14 protein-coding genes are annotated in these 20,134 nt (G+C 45.5%); 9 read left to right on the forward strand and 5 right to left on the reverse strand.

What is annotated here, in order from left to right:
- The first annotated feature begins 275 nt into the window (after positions 1 to 275).
- The 7 genes from DXD68_RS16700 (at position 276) to DXD68_RS16730 (ending at position 10,938) form a co-directional block, all read left to right on the forward strand.
- Positions 276 to 4,637, forward strand: a complete 4,362-nt coding sequence (locus DXD68_RS16700; protein ID WP_122362656.1) for a T9SS type A sorting domain-containing protein — start codon at positions 276 to 278, stop codon at positions 4,635 to 4,637.
- An 11-nt stretch (positions 4,638 to 4,648) separates the two neighbouring features.
- Positions 4,649 to 5,725, forward strand: a complete 1,077-nt coding sequence (locus tag DXD68_RS16705; RefSeq protein ID WP_122362657.1) for an outer membrane beta-barrel protein — start codon at positions 4,649 to 4,651, stop codon at positions 5,723 to 5,725.
- 143 nt (positions 5,726 to 5,868) lie between these two features.
- Positions 5,869 to 6,795 carry a hydrogen peroxide-inducible genes activator gene (locus DXD68_RS16710; protein WP_122362658.1) on the forward strand — a complete coding sequence of 309 codons (927 nt, stop codon included), beginning with the start codon at positions 5,869 to 5,871 and terminating at the stop codon, positions 6,793 to 6,795.
- A 263-nt stretch (positions 6,796 to 7,058) separates the two neighbouring features.
- Positions 7,059 to 7,904, forward strand: a complete 846-nt coding sequence (locus DXD68_RS16715; RefSeq protein ID WP_122362659.1) for a prephenate dehydratase — start codon at positions 7,059 to 7,061, stop codon at positions 7,902 to 7,904.
- Positions 7,879 to 9,069 (forward strand): pyridoxal phosphate-dependent aminotransferase, encoded by a 1,191-nt coding sequence (locus tag DXD68_RS16720; protein WP_122362660.1) that lies wholly within the window; start codon positions 7,879 to 7,881, stop codon positions 9,067 to 9,069. The genes DXD68_RS16715 and DXD68_RS16720 overlap by 26 nt, the downstream gene beginning before the upstream one ends.
- Before the next feature lie 12 nt (positions 9,070 to 9,081).
- Positions 9,082 to 10,149, forward strand: a complete 1,068-nt coding sequence (locus tag DXD68_RS16725) for a bifunctional 3-deoxy-7-phosphoheptulonate synthase/chorismate mutase type II (RefSeq protein WP_199715716.1) — start codon at positions 9,082 to 9,084, stop codon at positions 10,147 to 10,149.
- A gap of 15 nt (positions 10,150 to 10,164) precedes the next feature.
- Positions 10,165 to 10,938, forward strand: a complete 774-nt coding sequence (locus DXD68_RS16730; RefSeq protein ID WP_122362661.1) for a prephenate dehydrogenase — start codon at positions 10,165 to 10,167, stop codon at positions 10,936 to 10,938.
- 132 nt (positions 10,939 to 11,070) lie between these two features.
- Here the strand turns inward: DXD68_RS16730 and DXD68_RS16735 are convergent, their stop codons facing one another.
- The 3 genes from DXD68_RS16735 to DXD68_RS16745 form a co-directional block, all read right to left on the reverse strand.
- A complete protein-coding gene (locus tag DXD68_RS16735) occupies positions 11,071 to 13,578 on the reverse strand; it encodes a prolyl oligopeptidase family serine peptidase (protein WP_233577198.1) in 2,508 nt (835 codons plus the stop codon).
- 104 nt (positions 13,579 to 13,682) lie between these two features.
- Positions 13,683 to 15,266: a sulfatase gene (locus tag DXD68_RS16740; protein WP_122362662.1), complete on the reverse strand. Its 1,584-nt coding sequence runs from the start codon at positions 15,264 to 15,266 to the stop codon at positions 13,683 to 13,685.
- Positions 15,267 to 15,284: 18 nt separating this feature from the next.
- Positions 15,285 to 16,694 (reverse strand): sulfatase, encoded by a 1,410-nt coding sequence (locus DXD68_RS16745; protein WP_122362663.1) that lies wholly within the window; start codon positions 16,692 to 16,694, stop codon positions 15,285 to 15,287.
- Between the two features lie 156 nt (positions 16,695 to 16,850).
- On the opposite strand from DXD68_RS16745, the gene DXD68_RS16750 reads away from it, so the two are divergent.
- The gene (locus DXD68_RS16750) at positions 16,851 to 18,914 is read left to right on the forward strand and encodes a DNA topoisomerase 3 (RefSeq protein ID WP_122362664.1); all 2,064 of its coding nucleotides are present in this window, start codon (positions 16,851 to 16,853) and stop codon (positions 18,912 to 18,914) included.
- Positions 18,915 to 18,922: 8 nt separating this feature from the next.
- Here DXD68_RS16750 and DXD68_RS16755 read toward each other — a convergent pair whose 3' ends face one another.
- On the reverse strand, positions 18,923 to 19,201 hold the full coding sequence (locus DXD68_RS16755; protein WP_122362665.1) for a Txe/YoeB family addiction module toxin: 279 nt from the start codon (positions 19,199 to 19,201) through the stop codon (positions 18,923 to 18,925).
- Entirely contained in the window at positions 19,198 to 19,446 is a 249-nt protein-coding gene (locus DXD68_RS16760; RefSeq protein WP_075556660.1) for a hypothetical protein, read from the reverse strand. Before DXD68_RS16760 ends, DXD68_RS16755 begins: the two co-directional genes overlap by 4 nt.
- 101 nt (positions 19,447 to 19,547) lie before the next feature.
- Between DXD68_RS16760 and DXD68_RS16765 the strand changes: the two genes are divergently transcribed.
- Positions 19,548 to 20,039 (forward strand): NUDIX hydrolase, encoded by a 492-nt coding sequence (locus DXD68_RS16765; RefSeq protein ID WP_122362666.1) that lies wholly within the window; start codon positions 19,548 to 19,550, stop codon positions 20,037 to 20,039.
- Positions 20,040 to 20,134: the final 95 nt, after the last annotated feature.

Raw genomic sequence — 20,134 nt, forward strand, 5'->3', positions numbered from 1 at the left:
ATTGTAAACAAAAAAAGTTTAAACTACTTTTGACATTTATTGCTATACCACTAATTTTTTTAACATGTTACGAAAGGACTTTATTTTATTGCTGTTACTTTATTTTATATATCGAAATCCGACAGAAGGTGACTGACAAAGCGAACTGAAAGTTCCGCGTGCACGGAATAAAAGAAAGGTAGTTACATAAATTTTTATTTTTATAGAATTAATATAAGTAAAGCGCCGGCGCTTTACTTATCTGCTTATAAGCAGGCTGAGAAAGGAGAGAAAACATGAAAAAAATTTTATTCGTACTATTTCAAATAGTATTATGTATCACAGCTCCTGCTGTGGCACAAACAAGCACGAATGTAAATTCAGTTGCAGAGTTACAAACGATGGTCAGCACAGCATCCACAGATTCCAAATTCACATTGACGGATGCCTTCGTGACTGATTTCAACAGTCAGGCTTCGGCTATAAACTTAACGATAAATTCATCAGCAAAAATCACAGTAGACGGAGCTAATTTAACACTGAAAGCAGCAGCGAATCAACGACATTTCACCATCGGTGGATCGGGCAATGGAACATTGACTATCCAGAATATGACGCTCACGGGATTAGTAAAAGATTCAGAGTTAACAAACGGAGAATACCCCAAAAACTGGAATCCGGATGCTTCTACTATTGGCGGAGGAATAACCGGAGGCTTCTCCGGCGAGTTACGAGTTATCGGTTGTTTTTTAACAAAAATGCGACCTGCATCAAGTAGTATAAGTGTTACAGCCAAAAAGGTAACAATAAAAGAATCCTCTTTCATTTCCATCGGAAAGATAAATATGGACGATGGCGGGTCTGTCATTTATACAGGTAATGTTTCTTATGAGATAGAAAATTGCACATTTGCCTATAATTTTGCCAGATCAATAGATGCATACGGTGCTGGAATCATTTATATAACCAAGAATCTGGCTGAGATTTTCTCAATCAAAAACAGCCGGTTGTATAAAAATACTACACTGACAGCAAAAACAGACGGAGCAGCAGGTGGAGGAGTAATCTCCTTGAAAGATGCTTATCCCAATACATTCATTATCGATAATTGTGAATTTACCGAAAACGAAGTAGACTCTTATAACGGTGGTTATACGGGAAATACAGCAGATGGCGGAGCTGTTTATTTCTATGCACATAATGGTGGAGGAAGCAGCAAGATCGAAGTCTTGAACAGTACCTTTATGAATAATACTGCATTCGACGAAGGAGGCGCTATTGCTTTTGTCGGTCAGTATCTGACCAATGTACTTGTCAGGAATAATACCTTTTATGGAAATACGGCAAGAGGCGATCAACGTAAAGGGACATATACAGCGGATGGTTTTGACGGAGGAGGAGCCATAGAAGTCGATACAAAAGCCGTAGTTACATTCGAAAATAACACAATTGTCAAAAATACTGCACTAAAAGGTACAGCTACTTCCGGAAATGCCGGAGGAGGTATTTCCGTATACGGCAGTGGAAAGGCTACTTTAAGAAACAACATTATCAGTGGAAATGAAAGTACGTATAGTTATTCCGGTGGATATCCTGATATATATCCAGCCATCACATCTACTTCATGGACATCTAAAACAGGTACAAATATCATCGGAGAACCCCTGATTAATATTTTCGGATTAACCGATCCGAAGCCAATCGCCTATGGCAGTAAAAAAGCTGGAGATCCGAGATGGAACGGAACAAATGAAAATTACTACGGCGTTATCAAAACAATACCGATACTGCCGAATGACAAGAGCCTGGCAGACATACTGCCGAGCGGTCTTGCCGATGATACGGTCGATAACTCTACTTTAAGCGATCTGTTAGGCAAAGACCAGAATGACAACACGCGTATCATCGCTGATGACGGTTTTTCCGATTCCGGTGCCGTTGAAATCCTTTGGGTACGTTTTAACGCAAACGGTGGAAACTGGGAAAATCTAGGAGAAAACAATTACGCCGGTACTGACTACTACAACCTGGAAGATGGTAAAACCACCTATTATTATAAAGTAACCAATCACAAGGGAAAAGTAGACAGTCCAACTACTGCTGCCGATAAACTTGTTCATCCCGAAGGAAAACAATTTCTAAAATGGGTAACAGACGATGCAGAAGAGAAAGACTGGGTAAGTTCGGATGCCGTCACTGAAAATAAAAAATATAAGGCTCTATGGAAAGAGGATGCTTTGGAGGTAACCTATCATTCTAATTTCGATCCGGATAAAACATATAAACAAGCTTACGACGGTGGGGAAGTTACTACTGCCACCTATCCTGCTACCAATTTGCCCAACCGTCCAAATTACATTTTCGTAAAATGGACAACCCATGCCGATGGCAGCGGTACAGTTTACCTGCCGGGAGCTATGTTTACAATCACTGAAAATATCGACCTCTACGCCCAATGGGAACCAAACTCAACACTGAAACTACAATGGTCTGTCTCTAAAACAACTGCCGACCTGTATGAATTCAATGATGTGGAAAACAATTCCACGACATCCGTCATGGTGGGTACACCTGTGTATGTGCAAATTCGTCCGACAGGTCTCGAACATATCGATTTCGACACCTGGACCATCGAATACTCTGCTACACCCGTTGACTATCACTATCCAATAGACGAAAGCATTGCTAAAACGGTACGTTATAATTTCAATAAGGGAGAGGCCCACACGCTTGAAGGTATTTATCACTATAATGTAACCAAACTGATCCTCTACAAGAGTGGAACGGAAGTCGCTACGTATATCTACCGTAATGCATCCTGCACACATACAGTAGTCATTCAGGATAAACCGGTCGTGATAGATCCTAAGCTACAATGGTCCGTTTCCACCGTTACCAGTGAACAACCCTATTTCAAGGACGTAAAGGATCAGACCACCACTTCCGTTAATTACGGGACTCCCGTCTTCGTACAGATACGTCCGATAAAACATGAAGGCATCGTCTTTGAACGCTGGGATATAGAATATTCCGTAACTCCGGCAGAACATTATTACGGAATGACACCCAAACTGAAGACCGAACGACACCATTTCAATAACCGGGAGGCTCACACTGAAAAGGGAACCTATATGTATGTTGTCACAAAACTGACACTATATGATATGTACGGCAACCAGGTCGTTAAAACTTACGACTATAACAATTCTCCGTACCGGCATACTATCGTGATCAGTGACAGCGAAGGACCTGGTCCCGGACCGGGAACAGGGGGAGGATTACAATGGTCCGTATCTACAACAACCAATAAGCCAGAGGAGTTTATAGATGTGGACAACCTGACTACAACATCCGTAAACAAAGGGACTCCCGTATATGTACAGATACGACCGGTCGGTTTCAACGATGTGACTTACGACAGTTGGGAAATCGAATACACTGCGACTCCAGTCAGCTACCATTATCCGTTGGATGAAACTGTTCCCCGCACCAAACGCTATACTTTCAACAAAGGAGAAGCCCATACACTGGTCGGGACCTATATTTACAATGTCTACAAACTAACATTGTATGACGGAGAACGTATCGCGACGGAAGAATACTATCCGCAACCCGCCTATAACCATACGATTATCATACGTGATGGCGTTTTGGGTGATATCGCACCGTATTGCGGTATAGAGGGTGAATTCAGAATTCCGATCCTGTTGACTGATCCTGATAATAGCCTCGAATATTCTGTCCGTTTCTCCGAAGAAGGGTTGAAAGCCGGCTTCAAAGATACGGATTACAGAGATGTAACGCCCCATTACCTCACGGTGCCTGTCAACAACATTATTGCCAAAGGTATCTACACGGGGACCGTATACATACGCAGGAAAAGCGATCCGGACCTCGTCGAACTTCATCCGTTTGAAATAGAAGTATTACAAACTACCACGATCACCAAACAGCCACAATCGGTAAAGGTCTGTGACGGCGATGCATTCACCCTGACAGTCGAAGCGATCGGTATCAATCTGAGTTACCAGTGGTTCTTCAATAATGAAGTTATCATCGGAGCTACATCAGATACATATACGGCTGCTCTGACCCCGGACAAGGAAGGCAAGTACCATGTCGACGTATACGGCGATTGCGGACTGGAAAGTAGTCGTGTAGTAACCGTGAACAAAAACGGTCTGCGTATACTGGTGAAATGGAATGAGTTCCTGTACATCACCAACCCTGACAACGAATTTGTGCGCTTCCAATGGTACAAGGACGGGCAAAAGATCGAAAAGAACGGCACTTCCATCTACTATTCCGTGCCGGAAGGTCTGTTGGGTACTTATTTTATTCAGGCATACCGTGCCGATGATACCTATGTGGTCAGCTGTCCGATCACGTTCGAGACATTGACCCAGTTCCCGATCACACGCGTTTATCCGACAATGGTGAAAAAGAGTGATAAAATCACGGTCAGCCTGGGAGTTCCGGAAGAAACATCTGAATCTGCCGTTATCGAGATCTATAACCTGAACGGTCAGTTGATAGAAAAAAAGACTACTATGACTACGGAGACCAAAATCTCTGCCGACATGGCATCCGGTAGTTATATCGTAAAAGTTACTACCGAATCAGGAAAAACAACAACTCATAAAATCATCGTAAAATAAAGAATATAGATATGAGCACAATAATTTTAAATATAAAGAAAACTATCATCGTGTTTGTTGCAGGTAGCCTTGCCTGCAACGTTTCCGCCCAGCAAAGAACGGGTAGCAGAGAACACAGCCAGCAACAACAACGTCTACAACGTGAGTACCGCAATGAATACAAGGAAGAGAAAAAAGACACGACAAAAACCTCTTACCTGACGGTTTCCGGAGGCGTGGGTTCTTCCACTTTCCGTTACAAGCTGAATTATCAGATCGAAGGGTTTGAAGAAAAAGGGAAACGGAATGCGAAACCGGGCTATGAGATAGATGTCCGCTACAGCTATTTCTTCAATCGTCATTGGGGCTTTTCTACGGGAGCAGGCATCTCCCGTTATGCCACTACCGGCAAACTAAAAGGTGATATGTCCAACGAAAAATATATGAAGCTGGGCAATATGATCGACGATGACGATTTCTCCGGGCATCCCCGTGAATTTGAGCTCCGTGCCCGACTGAAGAACCTGGAAGAGAAACAGACAGCTTTCCTGTTGGATGTACCTTTGATGGCGATGTATCAAACACGCTTCGGCGAAAAAGAAAACTGGGGATTGTATGCCGGACTAGGGATTAAGCTGCAGATACCAGTTAAGGCAAAATATAAAGTGCAAGGAAATACTGCCACCGAACTGAATGTGTCGGGATATTATCCACACATCCCTTCCGATGTAGGTTCACCATCTGAGTCACCTGTCCCTCACCATGGTTTCGGTACGATTAACGATCCGGGTAAAGAACTTGATTGGAGCGGCAAGAACAAACTGAAACTGGGGGTTGCAGGAACGGCAGAACTGGGTTTTATGGTTTCACTGAATGAGGATAAAGATATTGATCTGCTGCTGGGCGGCTATATAGATTACGGTTTTACCAACATGAAGAAGAAAAAGGCCCAGGGCTTACTCTCCTCTCCTGCTTCTTATCATCCCGAAGGAAATAAGATCGTCGGTCAAGGTATCCCGTACAACGGGATGTTGAATTCGAATGTGACCGATAAGGTAAAAGTGATGTCGTTCGGAGTAAAACTAGGATTACGATTCAAGTTGAATTAAACACTAGGAATATATCATTCATTAGTAAAATAAACAGTTAAAGCCGGGAGTCTCTTTCCGGCTTTTCTTATGTGACCTATCAAAAATTTTATATCTTTGTAATTGATTTTGGTAAGGATTAATATCATGAGAATTGTAAAATAATGAATATACAGCAACTAGAGTACATCCTGGCGGTAGACACTTACCGCCATTTTGCCAAAGCGGCAGAACATTGCAGAGTGACACAGCCTACCCTCAGTATGATGATCCAGAAACTGGAAGACGAACTAGGGATCAAACTTTTTGATCGTAATACACAGCCGGTATGCCCTACTCCTGCCGGACGTAAGGTGATCGACCAGGCACGCACGGTTCTTTACCAGGCTTCGTTGATCAAAGATATCGTTAATGAGGAAGAGCAGTCACTGAAAGGCACATTCCGCCTGGCAGTACTCCCGACCATTGCTCCGTACCTGCTCCCCCGCTTTTTCCAGCAGTTGTCGGAAAAACATCCGGAACTGGATATCCGTATCCTGGAAATGAAAACGGCTCCAACCATGTCAGCCATCCTGAACGGGGAAATCGATGCCGCTATCATTGCCAACCAACCGACAGAAAATCAGTTGCAGGGCGATACATTATATTATGAACAATTCTTCGGATATGTAGCCAAGAACGATCCGGTCTTCAAAAAGGATCTGATCCGTACGGCAGATATCAGTGACGAACATCTCTGGCTGCTGGATGAAGGACATTGCTTCCGCGACCAGTTGATGCGTTTCTGCCAGATGGAAAAAGTGAAACTACGCCAGGCGGCTTACCGTTTGGGAAGCCTGGAGACATTCATGCGAATGGTGGAAAGCGGCAATGGGGTCACTTTTATTCCGGAACTGGCGACACTGCAGCTTAGCGAAGACCAGAAAACATTGGTTCGTCCTTTCGCGATCCCCAAACCGGCACGCGAAATTGTCTGGATCACCCGTAAGGACTTTATCCGCCATACGATTGCCGGCATGCTGATAGAGAGTATCAAAAAGTCCGTACCGAAAGAAATGTTGACGCTACAACCCGGATTAAAAGTAGTCTGAACATTATTTTTAGGAGGCAACACAAAAAAAATATCACTTTTTGCTTGTAGTTTCCAAAAAAGCGTTACTTTTGCTGCGTATTTAAAAACAAACGAGACAAATGAATCGATTTAGCTTTACATATTTCTTTTATTACTTTTACTTTAGCAAAGTGAAGGCAGGAATTTATATGTAAAGCGTTGATGATAGATAATATGTATCAATAATAATATGAAGTCCTGCCGGTTACGGTGGGACTTTTTTTATGACTTTAAGACAGAAAGATGAAAAAGAGAGTAGCAATTCAGGGAATAGCCGGTTCGTATCACGACATCGCAGCCCGTAGCTTCTATGAAGGTGGAGAAATTGAGATCGTTGGATGCAATACATTCAGAGATGTAATCACGACCATCAAGAAAGATCCGGCGATACTGGGTCTGATGGCCATCGAGAATACGATTGCAGGAAGCCTGCTGCAGAATCATGAGCTGATACGCGAAAGCGGTCTGCGGGTGATAGGAGAATACAAACTGCGTATTTCGCATTCGCTGGTTGCACTACCGGGTACGACGATACACGATATCACGGAAGTCAACTCCCACCCGATCGCGCTGATGCAATGTACCGACTTCCTCGATACCCTGCCGAATGTGAAGATGGTGGAAAAAGAAGACACTGCCATGAGCGCCCGATGGATTTCCGAGAATAAGCTGAAAGGACACGCCGCCGTCTGCGGTAAACTGGCCGCCCAGATCTACAATATGGAAATCCTTGCCGAAGGGATCGAGACAAACAAACGAAACTTCACCCGTTTCCTTGCCCTGGCAGACCGATGGACGGCTGAAGACCTGCTTGAAAAGGCAGACGTCAACAAATCCTCACTGGTATTCGCTCTCCCCCATACCTCCGGCAGTCTTTCCAAAGTGCTTTCCATCCTCTCTTTTTACGACATGAATCTTTCTAAAATACAATCGCTCCCGATCATCGGCCGCGAATGGGAGTATTTGTTCTATATCGACCTGACATTTACTGATTATACCAGATACAAACAAGCATTGGATGCAATCATCCCATTAACAAAGGACTTAAAAATTTTAGGTGAATATGCAGAAGGAAAACAAAGTGTGTAACATCACACCTGCCGACCGCGTCGGCAGCGTACAGGAATACTACTTCTCGAAGAAGCTGAAAGAGGTAGCCGAAATGAATGCCGCAGGCAAGAATGTGATCAGCCTCGGCGTAGGTAGTCCCGACCTGCCTCCTTCGGAACAGACGATCGAGACGTTGTGCGAACATGCCCATAATGCCAATGAGCATGGTTATCAGCCGTATGTAGGTATTCCGGAATTACGTAAAGGTTTTGCTGACTGGTATAAGACCTGGTACGGTGTGGAGCTGGACCCGAAGACGGAGATCCAGCCGCTGATCGGTTCCAAGGAAGGTATCCTGCATATCTCGCTGGCTTTCCTGAATCCGGGCGACGGCGTATTGGTTCCCAACCCGGGTTATCCGACTTACAGTTCGGTCAGCAAGCTGGTACAGGCAAACCTGATCCCCTATGAACTGAAAGAAGAATTGGGATGGCAGCCGGATTTCGAAGCTTTGGAAAAGAGCGATCTTTCCAATGTGAAACTGATGTGGGTAAACTACCCCAATATGCCGACGGGAGCCAATGCCAGCAAAGAGCTTTTTGAGAAGCTGGTTGCTTTCGGACGCAAACACGGTATTATCATCTGTAATGACAATCCGTACAGTTTCATTCTGAACGAGCATCCGTTAAGTATCCTCAGTGTGCCGGGAGCCAAAGACATCTGCATCGAAATGAATTCGATGAGCAAGGCGCACAACATGCCCGGATGGCGTATGGCAATGCTGGCTTCAAATGCACAGTTCGTTCAATGGATACTGAAAGTAAAGAGCAATATCGACTCAGGACAGTTCAAACCGATGCAACATGCTGCGGTGGAAGCCCTGAAAGCACCGAAAGAATGGTACGATAACATGAACCGTACCTATCGCAGCCGCCGTGACCTCGCCGGACAAATCATGCATACCCTGGGATGTACTTTCGATGAGAACCAGGTGGGAATGTTCCTTTGGGGAAAGATTCCGGCTGAAGCGGAAGGCAGCGAAGCGCTGGCAAACAAAGTGTTGTACGAAGCCAACGTCTTTATCACTCCCGGATTTATCTTCGGCAGCTGCGGCGAGCGTTATATCCGTATCTCCCTTTGCTGCAAGAACGAAGCGTTACAAGAAGCATTAAACAGAATCAAACAATTAGAAATAAACAAATAAAAGTATATCATCATGGAAATGGAATTAGAATCAATCTTATTACCCGGTGTGGACCCTCAGCGTCCCATCATCATTTCGGGACCGTGTAGCGCCGAAACAGAAGAACAAGTTATGGATGCAGCTACTCAGCTTGCTTCAAAAGGTGTAAAGATATTCCGTGCAGGAATCTGGAAACCGCGTACTAAACCGGGAGGATTCGAAGGTATCGGTGCAGTCGGGCTGCAATGGCTGAAACGGGTAAAGAAAGAAACCGGCATGTATGTCGCAACTGAAGTGGCAACAAAAGACCATGTATTTGAAGCGTTGAAAGCCGGAATCGACATTTTATGGATCGGTGCACGTACCACCGTTAATCCGTTCGCTGTACAGGAGATTGCCGATGCGCTGAAAGGTGTAGATATTCCAGTCCTGATCAAGAACCCGGTTAATCCGGATTTGGAATTGTGGATCGGTGCATTCGAACGTTTGTACGGAGCAGGTCTTCGTCGCTTGGGAGCTATCCACCGCGGATTCAGCTCATATGACAAGAAGATGTACCGTAACCTGCCGCTGTGGCATATTCCTATCGAACTGCGCCGCCGCATGCCGAACCTGCCGATCTTCTGTGACCCCAGCCATATCGGAGGCAAGCGTGAACTGATCGCCCCGCTTTCACAGCAGGCTATGGACCTGAGTTTCGACGGTCTGATGATCGAATCGCATCCGTGTCCGGATTGTGCCTGGAGCGATGCTTCACAGCAGATCACCCCGGATGTATTGGATTATGTTGTCAATTTACTGGTTATCCGCAACGAGACACAGACCACAGAAAACCTAGCCGAACTGCGTCGCCAGATCGATGGTATCGACGAACAACTGCTTGAACTGCTGGCTAAACGTATGCGTATCTCCCGTGAGATCGGTGTGTATAAGAAAGAGCATAATATGCCCATCCTGCAATCACCCCGTTACAGCGAGATCCTGGAAAAACGTTCGGACATGGGACAGACAATGGACCTGAATACCGAGTTTGTAAAGGAAATATTGAAAGAGATACATGAAGAGTCTGTTCGTCAGCAGATGATCATCATGAATGAATAAAAATAATTATCTATAATGAAGATATTAATATTAGGTGCCGGAAAGATGGGTTCTTTCTTCACCGACTTGCTGAGTTTTGACCACGAAGTAGCAGTATTGGAAAATGATCCGAAGCGCATGCGTTTCATCTACAATGCCGTACGGTTACAAAAGCCGGAAGAGGTGGCAGACTTTGCTCCCGAACTGGTTATCAACTGCGTTACGTTGAATTATACGATCGACGCGTTCAAAACCGTTCTTCCTTATCTGCAACCGTATTGTATTATTTCAGATATCGCTTCCGTGAAAACGCATCTGAAAGAGTTCTACGAAACCTGCGGATTCCCGTATGTCTCCACTCACCCGATGTTCGGTCCGACTTTTGCCAATCTGGGAAATCTGGAAAAGGAAAATACGATCATCATATCGGAAGGTGACCATTTGGGAAAGATCTTCTTCAAAGATATCTATTCCAGCCTGCGCCTGAATATACGTGAATATACGTTTGAGGAACATGATAAGGTGGTTGCTTATTCTTTAGGTATACCGTTTGCTTCGACCATGGTATTTGCCGCCATCATGAAACATCAGGATGCACCGGGTACAACGTTCAAACGTCACATGAAGATTGCACGCGGATTGCTGTCTGAAGATGATTATCTATTGACAGAAATTCTCTTTAATCCGCGTACTCCGAAACAGATCGCTCGTATCCAGGAAGAGCTGAATATTCTTCAGGATATTATTAAGGATAAAGATTCGGAAGCGATGAAAGGTTATCTGACCAAGATTCGTAAAAACATTGAATAACAGTTGTCACTACCCGCGCAGGTAGTCGTAATTACCCGCACGGCTGTTTTTTTATTCCCCGCGCAGCCAGTTGTCACTACCTGCGCAGGGATTTTTTATCTTTAGACTATATTTATCAGTCAAATCGCGATCTTATTCTGTAATAAAATGACCTTGCTTTACACTCCAGTCGTTACCGAAGAAACCGGATACTTCAACTCCATGAATACCATCTTTCAGGACATCCACATTGAAGATCAGTAGGTCGGGGAAACCAGTAATACCGGAGATGTAATCATTCGGATAGGTTGCTTTCATTCCTTCAATCCCTGTTCCGGCTACAACACCTACACTGGCTGTACGGCTGTCGGGACGAGGATAAACAAAATAAGCACCCAGATTGTTACCTTTCAACACTTTACCTCCCATGCGGATCTCACCTTTCAGCACCTGTACCGGAGCATTCTTCAGGAGCTTGTTCCAAGCTTTGTTGTTGGCTGCATTCCCGTAAAGGACCACATTGCGATCGGCATAAGCAGACGGGGTAAAGTCCTTGTCTGCAATCACGTCGATTGAACCGTTTCCTCTATAAAGGAAAGTCTCGGCATCGAAACGAGCCTTGTTCTGATACCAATTGTTTTCTTCCTTATTACCTCCTGTAGCATATACAAATACCACATTCTTGTCGAACGCCTGTTTGAAGCCTCCGTAACGAGACGGATATTTCTCTGTTGCAGGAATTTCATTCACCAATGTCCATTTACCGGAAACTTTCTTCAGCACAGCCGGCTGGGTAGCATCTGCCGAAATTGTTTCATTGTCGATGATGATACTTGCTGTTGCCGGGAGTTTCAAGGCTGGCAGATCGAATGTCAGCGATGCCACGTTGGAAGTCGTACCCGAAATGCCATTATCCGTCTGTTTGAAAGAAACGGAAGAGAAAGCATAGGCCGTATCCTGCTGATTGATGGTTACCCAATAATCCTTAGCTGAGATAGCAGGGGAAGCAGTATGGAACTCCAGTTGCTTTACTTCGCCGTCTGCAGGTACTTTATGCCAGCGAAAATAATCGAAAATCGGTTTCCAGTCAACACTCTCATTACTGTACCAGTGCGACCCGCCCGGATATTCATAATAACAGAAGTCCGGATGGAATGTGCCTAATACTTCGCGCATCTGACGTACCTGCTGGATAGGAACGACATTATCCGAATCACCATGAAGAATATAGATACCCGATTGCAGGAAGTTCCTTTTCAAATCCAGCACACGTCCGGCATTGGCTGCCTGACAGATCGTTGTGAAATGTTTCTCGCCCACATTGGCTGCATCGGCATTCGGCCGCGAATAACGGGCTATATCCGGATAACTGGCACAAGGAGCGATAGCGGCAAAACGATCGGGATAGGTGACACCCAGGAACCAGGTACCGTGTCCGCCCATCGAATGCCCGGTAAGATAGGTGTGGGCAGGATCTGTTTTAAATACTTTCTCCGCTTCAGCCAGCACTTCCATCGCATCGATACGTCCCCACTCTTCCCAGTTAAAACCGAACGGGCGGCGATTGGTCGGAGCGATGATGTGTCCCCAATCTTTCGGAGCATAAGCACGAGCCTGATTACGGGCTTCCACAGATGCTCCGTGAACAGACAAGAACAAAGCCTGATTATCACCTTGGGTAGTAGAAGGATTCACACTGTAATACTGTACACTCCCATCCACATCGCTGATGAAAGTACGTTCATGTATGACAGATGCGTCTTTTTGCTGCAAAACAATTTCCGTACGGTCGATCTCCTTGCCAGATTTGTCCTGCAGGGTAACCGTTGCTTTCGTTGCCCCCGTCTTCGTCGACGTAGCAGCAGGGATACGGAATTTAACCTTGCGAACCATCATCGGCATGATATCATCCGTTGTCAGGGTGGCTGTTTCCCCATTTTCCAGTTCACATTGTATCTTTAATCCGGAAAGCGCTTTTTCCTGTGCATTCACGACACGGATAGCTCCCCACTTCTCTCCTTCTCCATTGATAATATCCGGAAGCGTCATATCCCGTTTGGTCAACATCACCGGTTTGAACGGAAGGATCAGTTTAGCGGCAACTCTGCCAAAACGTCCGGGCGTGAAAATAAATTCATTATTACCCTTCTGCATCCGGAAAGGGATCAACGTATAAGCAAAATCGTAATGATCTCCTTCGTGAGGCATACCGTTGATAAAAGTACGGGTGTTTCCGCTTGATTCGAGTAAGGCAATCTGAGGTTTATCGGCATTATATTCGGTAAAGACATAGGCACGGCGTAAAGCACGGTTGGCGAACTTACCGGTAGAATCAGCCTCGATCGGTGTCCATTGTACAGCTTCACGGGTTCGTCCGTAGTTGGTTGCTGTCAGGTTGTTTTCGGAAGGAGCCTTGAACTTACCGGTCGCAATCTCCCATCCCAGTCCGTCAGAGGTAGTGAATAAATAGCCGGAAGGAGCCGTTACCGGAACAAAATATCCCTGTTTGAAAGAGTGAAGTACGATACCTTCATCCACCCGTTCTACTCTTTCTTTTCCGAAATACTCGACAATATTACCTGTCTTCTGTTGTGCCGCCAACGGGCTTAGTCCCAGAAAGAGACTGGCAACAGTCATAATATAAACATTCTTCATTTCCATTATTTTAGTGGTTTATTAATTGTTTAGAAACAAAAAGAAGACTGCGGCACGGGCTATCCAGTCCTTATGTCACAGCCTCCTTTTTCAGTAAAAGCGTATAAACATTACCAGTAATACTGGTCCATTATTTCCTTCATCCGAGGTGTATCGGCATCTGTATCACCGACATCCGCACGGAGTTTCAACAGTTCCTGTTTCATCTCCTTGATCACATCGGCATATTGAGGATCGTTATACATGTTCTTGTCTTCTTTCGGATCGACCTTCAGATCATGAAATTCCCATGCCGGCGTAGTCGGTGTTTCTTCCGAACCGGTTGCATTCAGACGGTCGCCATAGAGGAACATCAGTTTATAACGTTCGTTGCGGATACCCATATGAGCCGGGCGAATGGAATGATGTGTCCAGTAACGGTAGTACATCGCCTTGCGCCAGTCGGCAGGAGTCTCGCCTTTCAGGTTTTCACGGAAACTTTCTCCCTGCGATCTTTCCGGAGCTTTTATTCCGGCATAGTCGGCAAGTGTAGCGGCAAAGTCCACGTTCAGGATAATATCCTTATTACGTGTTCCTGCAGGAATTTCTTTCGGATAACGGATCACGAACGGCATGTGCAAAGGTTCTTCATACATCATGCGTTTATCGAACATACCGTGTTCACCCAGGAAATATCCCTGATCGGATACATACACGACGATCGTATTCTTGCTCAGTCCCTCTTCATCGAGCATCTTCAGCAAACGACCGATATTATCGTCGATCGTAGCACCGCAACGCAGATAATCCTTAATCATCTTCTGGTAAATCTTCTTACGGGCAGCCACTTTATCCATTCCCTTGGTAGAGAAAGGCAGTTCCGGATAACGACACCACCAGGCATCCGGGTCTTTCGAGGCAGTCTCCCAACGCCAGCCCATATTCTCCAGCTGCTGTCCTTGGAAAGCTCTGCCCGATTCCTCCGGTCCGAACTCCATCATGCTCTCCGGTTCCGGGAAAACGACATCGTCATAGAGGTGCTTCATCCGTTCGGGGAAATCCCAGGGTTCGTGGGTTGCTTTGAAGTGGCAGCACATCATGAAAGGTTTCGTTTTGTCGCGGTTGCGTATCCATTCCATCGTCTGGTCGGTAACGATATCGGTCGAGAAACCTTTTACCTCAACGCCTTGTTTGCCTTTATCGTCGTCCACCCAGTTTTCAGCCGTCTTAAAAATAGGGTTAACATATTCGCCCTGGTCATGGAATACATTGAAATGGTCGAAACCGGCAGGTTGTCTCTTCAGATGCCATTTGCCGATCAGAGCTGTCTGGTAACCGCCGGCCTGCATCTGTTTGGCGATATTGTCGACAGCCGGATCCAGCCCGTCCTCCAATGTATACACTCCGTTGCGATGACTGTAAGCACCGGTCATGATAGCTGCACGGCTGGGAGCAGATATCGAATTCGTGCAAAAGCAATTATCCAGCACGCAACCCTCCTGGGCCAAACGGCGGATATTCTCATTCTTAACATAGTCAGCCAGGATACCTCCATAGATACCCCATGCCTGACCGGTGTGGTCGTCAGACAAAATAAAAAGGATATTCGGGCGTTCCTCCGCCTCTTTCTCCGTCTTTTTGTTTGAGTTGCAACCAATGATAGGCAGGCATGTTGCTAACAGACCAGCCTTCAAAATTAGATCAGCGTTTTTCATTACCTATATAATAATATATTATTTCAGTTTCCCCGGTTCACGACGTCCAGGACCTTTCACACGTGTCAGGTTATCTCCCAAATCCTTGCGCATATCATCGGCGATCTTCATCAGCTTGGCTGCTTCTTCCGGATATTGGGAAATGACATCGTAACGTTCTCCCGGATCACGGCGCAGGTCGTACATTTCAGCCTTTTTCAATTCCAGGTTCGTCAAATCACCCGGCTGACCGTCATTACCCGGCACGTAAGCACCATAAGTTACATACTTATGCGGGAAAACGAGTTTGAACTTGCCGTCTGTCACTGCTTCCAGATCATTCTTATGATAATAATAGACGAACGATTCACGCGGATTAGCATCCTTTTCTCCCTTGATTAACGGCAGGATACTTACACCGTCAATCTTACGCTGCGGCAGCGGAGCACCACTGATATCTGCCAGCGTAGGCAACAGGTCGATATTGGAAGCTAGTTTGTTGCAGGTTGTTCCCGGTTGGGTCACCCCTTTCCAGTACATGACGCAAGGAATACGGTTACCGCCATCGAAAGTGGTGGCCTTTGCTTCACGCAATCCTCCGGCAGAACCGGCATGGTTTCCGTAGTTAGCCCAGGGACCGTTATCGGAAGTGAGGACGATCAGGGTATTTTCTTCCAATCCCTGTTCACGTAAAGCTTTCAACACTTCACCGACACTCCAGTCGAGTTCCATCATTACATCACCATATAACCCCTGTTCACTCTTTCCTTTAAACTTATCGGAAACAGCCAGTGGCACGTGCGGCATGGAATGCGCCAAATAGATAAAGAACGGTTTATTTTTGTTTTTCTTGATGAAGTTTACCGTACGATTCGTATAATCGGTTGTAAATTGGGTCTGATCGGTATTATAACCGACTATTTCGTTTCCATCGTAAGTCGGCAGATCCGGGAAATTGAACACTTCCCCCTGTTGCGGATGGAAAGGCCACATATCATTGGAATAAGGCAGCCCGTAATATTCATCGAAACCGTTCTGCAAAGGAAGGAATTGTTTGGCGTCTCCCAAATGCCATTTACCAAAGACAGCCGTACTATATCCTTTTTGTTTCAGCAACTCTCCTATCGTCATTTCATCAGGACTGATGCCATAATCGGAACCCGGACCCGGTGCTCCGGCAAAACCGATACGGTTCGGATAGCAACCGGTCAGCAATCCGGCACGCGATGCTCCGCTGATAGGTTGTCCGGCAAGGAAATGAGTGAAACGAACTCCCTCGGCAGCCATACGGTCGATGTTTGGCGTTTTATATCCGTAGGCACCGTTATAAGAGAAATCCCCATAACCTGCATCGTCGAGGTTGATGATGATAAAGTTGGTGTAGTTTGCGGCCACACCAGACATTGAAAATGCGGATGCAGCAGCCAGTAAGAATAGTTTGCTGTTCATGATATTATGTTTCTTGTTAAACTTTGCGCACCTTTTAGGCAAGACAAAGTTCGCAAAGTTTTCCAAAGAAACAAGTATCTGAACAGAACTTTCTCATGGAAATATCAACAGGAAAGCGTACATTTGTATGATTTTTACGAAAGGATTAGATTGCAGATGAAAGTATGTATTGCTGAAAAACCGAGTGTGGCACGCGAGATTGCCGAAGTACTGGGGGCTACAAAAAAGATGAACGGGTATATTGAAGGAAACGGATATCAGGTTACCTGGACATTCGGACATCTGTGTACACTGAAGGAGCCTCATGACTATGCCGACGAATGGAAACGGTGGAGCCTGAGTGCGCTTCCGATGATCCCGCCCCGTTTCGGTATCAAACTGATCAGTAACCCGACTTACGAGCAGCAGTTCAAAGTGATCGAAACCCTCATGCAGAATGCGGAAATGGTGATCAACTGCGGTGATGCCGGCCAGGAAGGGGAATTGATACAACGTTGGGTGATGCAGAAAGCCGGCTGTACCTGCCCGGTCTACCGGTTATGGATCTCTTCTCTGACCGAAGAGGCCATCCGCGAAGGTTTCCAGCATCTGAAGGAACAAACCGAATTTAAGACATTATACGAAGCCGGACTGTCACGTGCCATCGGCGACTGGCTATTGGGTATGAACGCCACCCGTTTATACACGATCCGTTACGGACAAAACCGCCAGGTCCTTTCCATCGGACGCGTTCAGACACCGACACTGGCACTGATCGTCAACCGGCAGGCAGAAATAGACAATTTCAAGCCCGAACCTTACTGGGAATTGAAGACGGTCTACCGGAATACGACGTTTTCCGCCACTAAAGGTAAATTTACCAAGAAAGAGGAAGGGGAAGCTTTCCTTGAAATCGTACAGCAGGAGGACTTCACCGTCACCGATATCTCCGAAAAAAAAGGGAAAGAATATGCTCCCCGTCTTTTCGACCTGACCTCGTTGCAGGTAGAGTGCAATAAGAAATTTGCCTTTACCGCCGACGATACGTTGAAACTGATCCAGTCATTATATGAAAAGAAAGTGACGACCTATCCGCGTGTAGATACCACATTCCTGAGTGAAGATATTTATCCGAAAGTCCCGAATACGCTGAAAGGTCTGGTGGACTATACCGAGCTGACTGCTCCGTTACTGAACGCCAAGATTCCTAAAAGCAAAAAGGTATTCGACAACTCGAAGGTTACCGATCACCATGCGATCATCCCGACCGGTGTTCCGGCCCGTAATCTGACGGAAAACGAACGGAAGGTGTATGACCTGGTTGCCCGCCGCTTTATAGCCGCCTTTTATCCGGATTGCGAAATATCAACTACTACCGTACTCGGTAAAGTGGGTAAGGTGGATTTTAAAGTGACCGGAAAGCAGATATTGAAGCCGGGATGGCGTGTCGTTTTCGGAGCGGAACAGAAAGACCCAGATGTCGAACCGACCGAAGAAGAAGGTGTTTTGCCTGACTTTACGAAAGGAGAGTCAGGTCCTCACAAACCATTGCTGAAGGAGACATGGACGACTCCCCCCAAGCCATATACGGAAGCGACCTTGCTTCGTGCCATGGAGACAGCCGGTAAATTAGTGGATAATGAAGACTTGCGGGATGCCTTGAAAGAGAATGGCATCGGTCGTCCTTCCACCCGTGCCGCAATTATCGAAACATTATTCAAACGGAACTATATCCGGAAAGAACGTAAGAACCTGTTCCCTACCGCAACAGGAAAGGAACTGATCGGTACGATACATGAAGAGCTGCTCAAAAGTGCCGAACTTACCGGTTTATGGGAAAAGAAACTGCGTCAGATAGAACGGGGCACATATGAAGCCCGGACTTTCCTGGAAGAACTGAAACAAATGGTAAACCAGGTAGTCATCAACGTACTGTCCGACCAGTCTACCCGCACGATCACTATCGAGGAAGCTGCCAAAGAAGCTCCGAAAGCAGAAAAAGGGACTAAAGAGGAGAAAAAGGAAAAGAAACCTCGTAAGCCACGTGCTAAGAAGGAAGAGAAACCGAAAGAAATAGAAAAACCTGTTTGTCCGATCTGTAAGAAAGGAAATATCCTGCGGGGAAAAACGGCATACGGCTGTTCCGAATATAAAAACGGCTGCACGTTCCGTCTGGATTATGCGACTTATGGAGAAGGGTTATCGGATAAGGAATTGGCGGATGTTATAAAAGCATTATAATAGCTCTATCATTTGTTATTATAATGCTCTTTCGCTTGTACTACTGTTACGATTACTTTGTCTTCCTCAACCGTATAAATTAATCGGTCTTTTTTATTGATACGGCGAGACCAGTAGCCGGACCAGTTTCCCCGCAAAGCCTCAGGTTTACCGGTGCCGGTGTAAGGATGTTCACGTAATTCATTTAATAATGCATTCACTTTCTTAGCAGCTGCTTTATCACCTGTACTAGAGAAGGAAGCAATATCCACCTTAGCTTTCTCAGTAATAATCAGTTTATATTTCATAAACCAAGCAACTCTTTCTGAAGTTCAGGTGTCAACTCCACGACTTCTCCGTTTTCCTTCTGTTGCACAGATTTCCGGAAATGCGCCAAGTTTGCCGGGTTGGTAAAGAAAGGATCTTCTTTCGGAGTAGTAATACGTTTGATAGAGGCTTTTACTTTCTTTACTAAATCCATATCATCCAAGGCTAATACAATTCTTGCCAATTCAGCTTTTTCTGCTTCCAGGGCCATAGTTGATTTTGTCATAGTTATTTCTTTTTATTATGTCCTTTGCAAAAGTAATAATTAAAATCCATATTCCAACCTCCTTTATTCCTTATCTTTGCATGCTCAAAATATAGAAAAAGATGAAAGAAGAATGGTTCCCTCTGGTCAACGAAGAGGGAGAAACAATAGGTAAGGCGACACGCCGGGAATGCCATAGCGGGAGCAAACAATTACATCCGGTCATCCACCTGCATATCTTTAATGATGCAGGAGAATTGTATCTACAAAAGCGTTCGATGAATAAAGATATCCAACCCGGCAAATGGGATACGGCTGTCGGCGGACATATCGATTACGGAGAAACAGTGGAAGAAGCCCTTCGCCGAGAAGTTCGGGAAGAATTAGGTATAACCGAGTTTACACCACAATTCATCACCCGCTATGTTTTCGAATCGGTCATCGAAAAAGAACTGGTCAATACTTTCCGTACCGTTTATAACGGAGAAATCCAACCGGATGCCGAAGAGTTGGATGGCGGACGTTTCTGGCCGATGGAAGAGATAAAAGCCAATCTGGGGAAAAGCGTGTTTACTCCCAATTTCGAGCAGGAGTTTCAACGATTATTCTTATAACATATTAAAAATAGCATAAAAACCGTTCACCGTTCACCTAGACACACTCAACACATTGTAAAACAAGACATATCTGCAATAAACACAGGTGAACG

It is taken from the genome of Parabacteroides sp. TM07-1AC (assembly GCF_003480915.1).
GTDB classification, from domain to species: domain Bacteria; phylum Bacteroidota; class Bacteroidia; order Bacteroidales; family Tannerellaceae; genus Parabacteroides; species Parabacteroides chongii.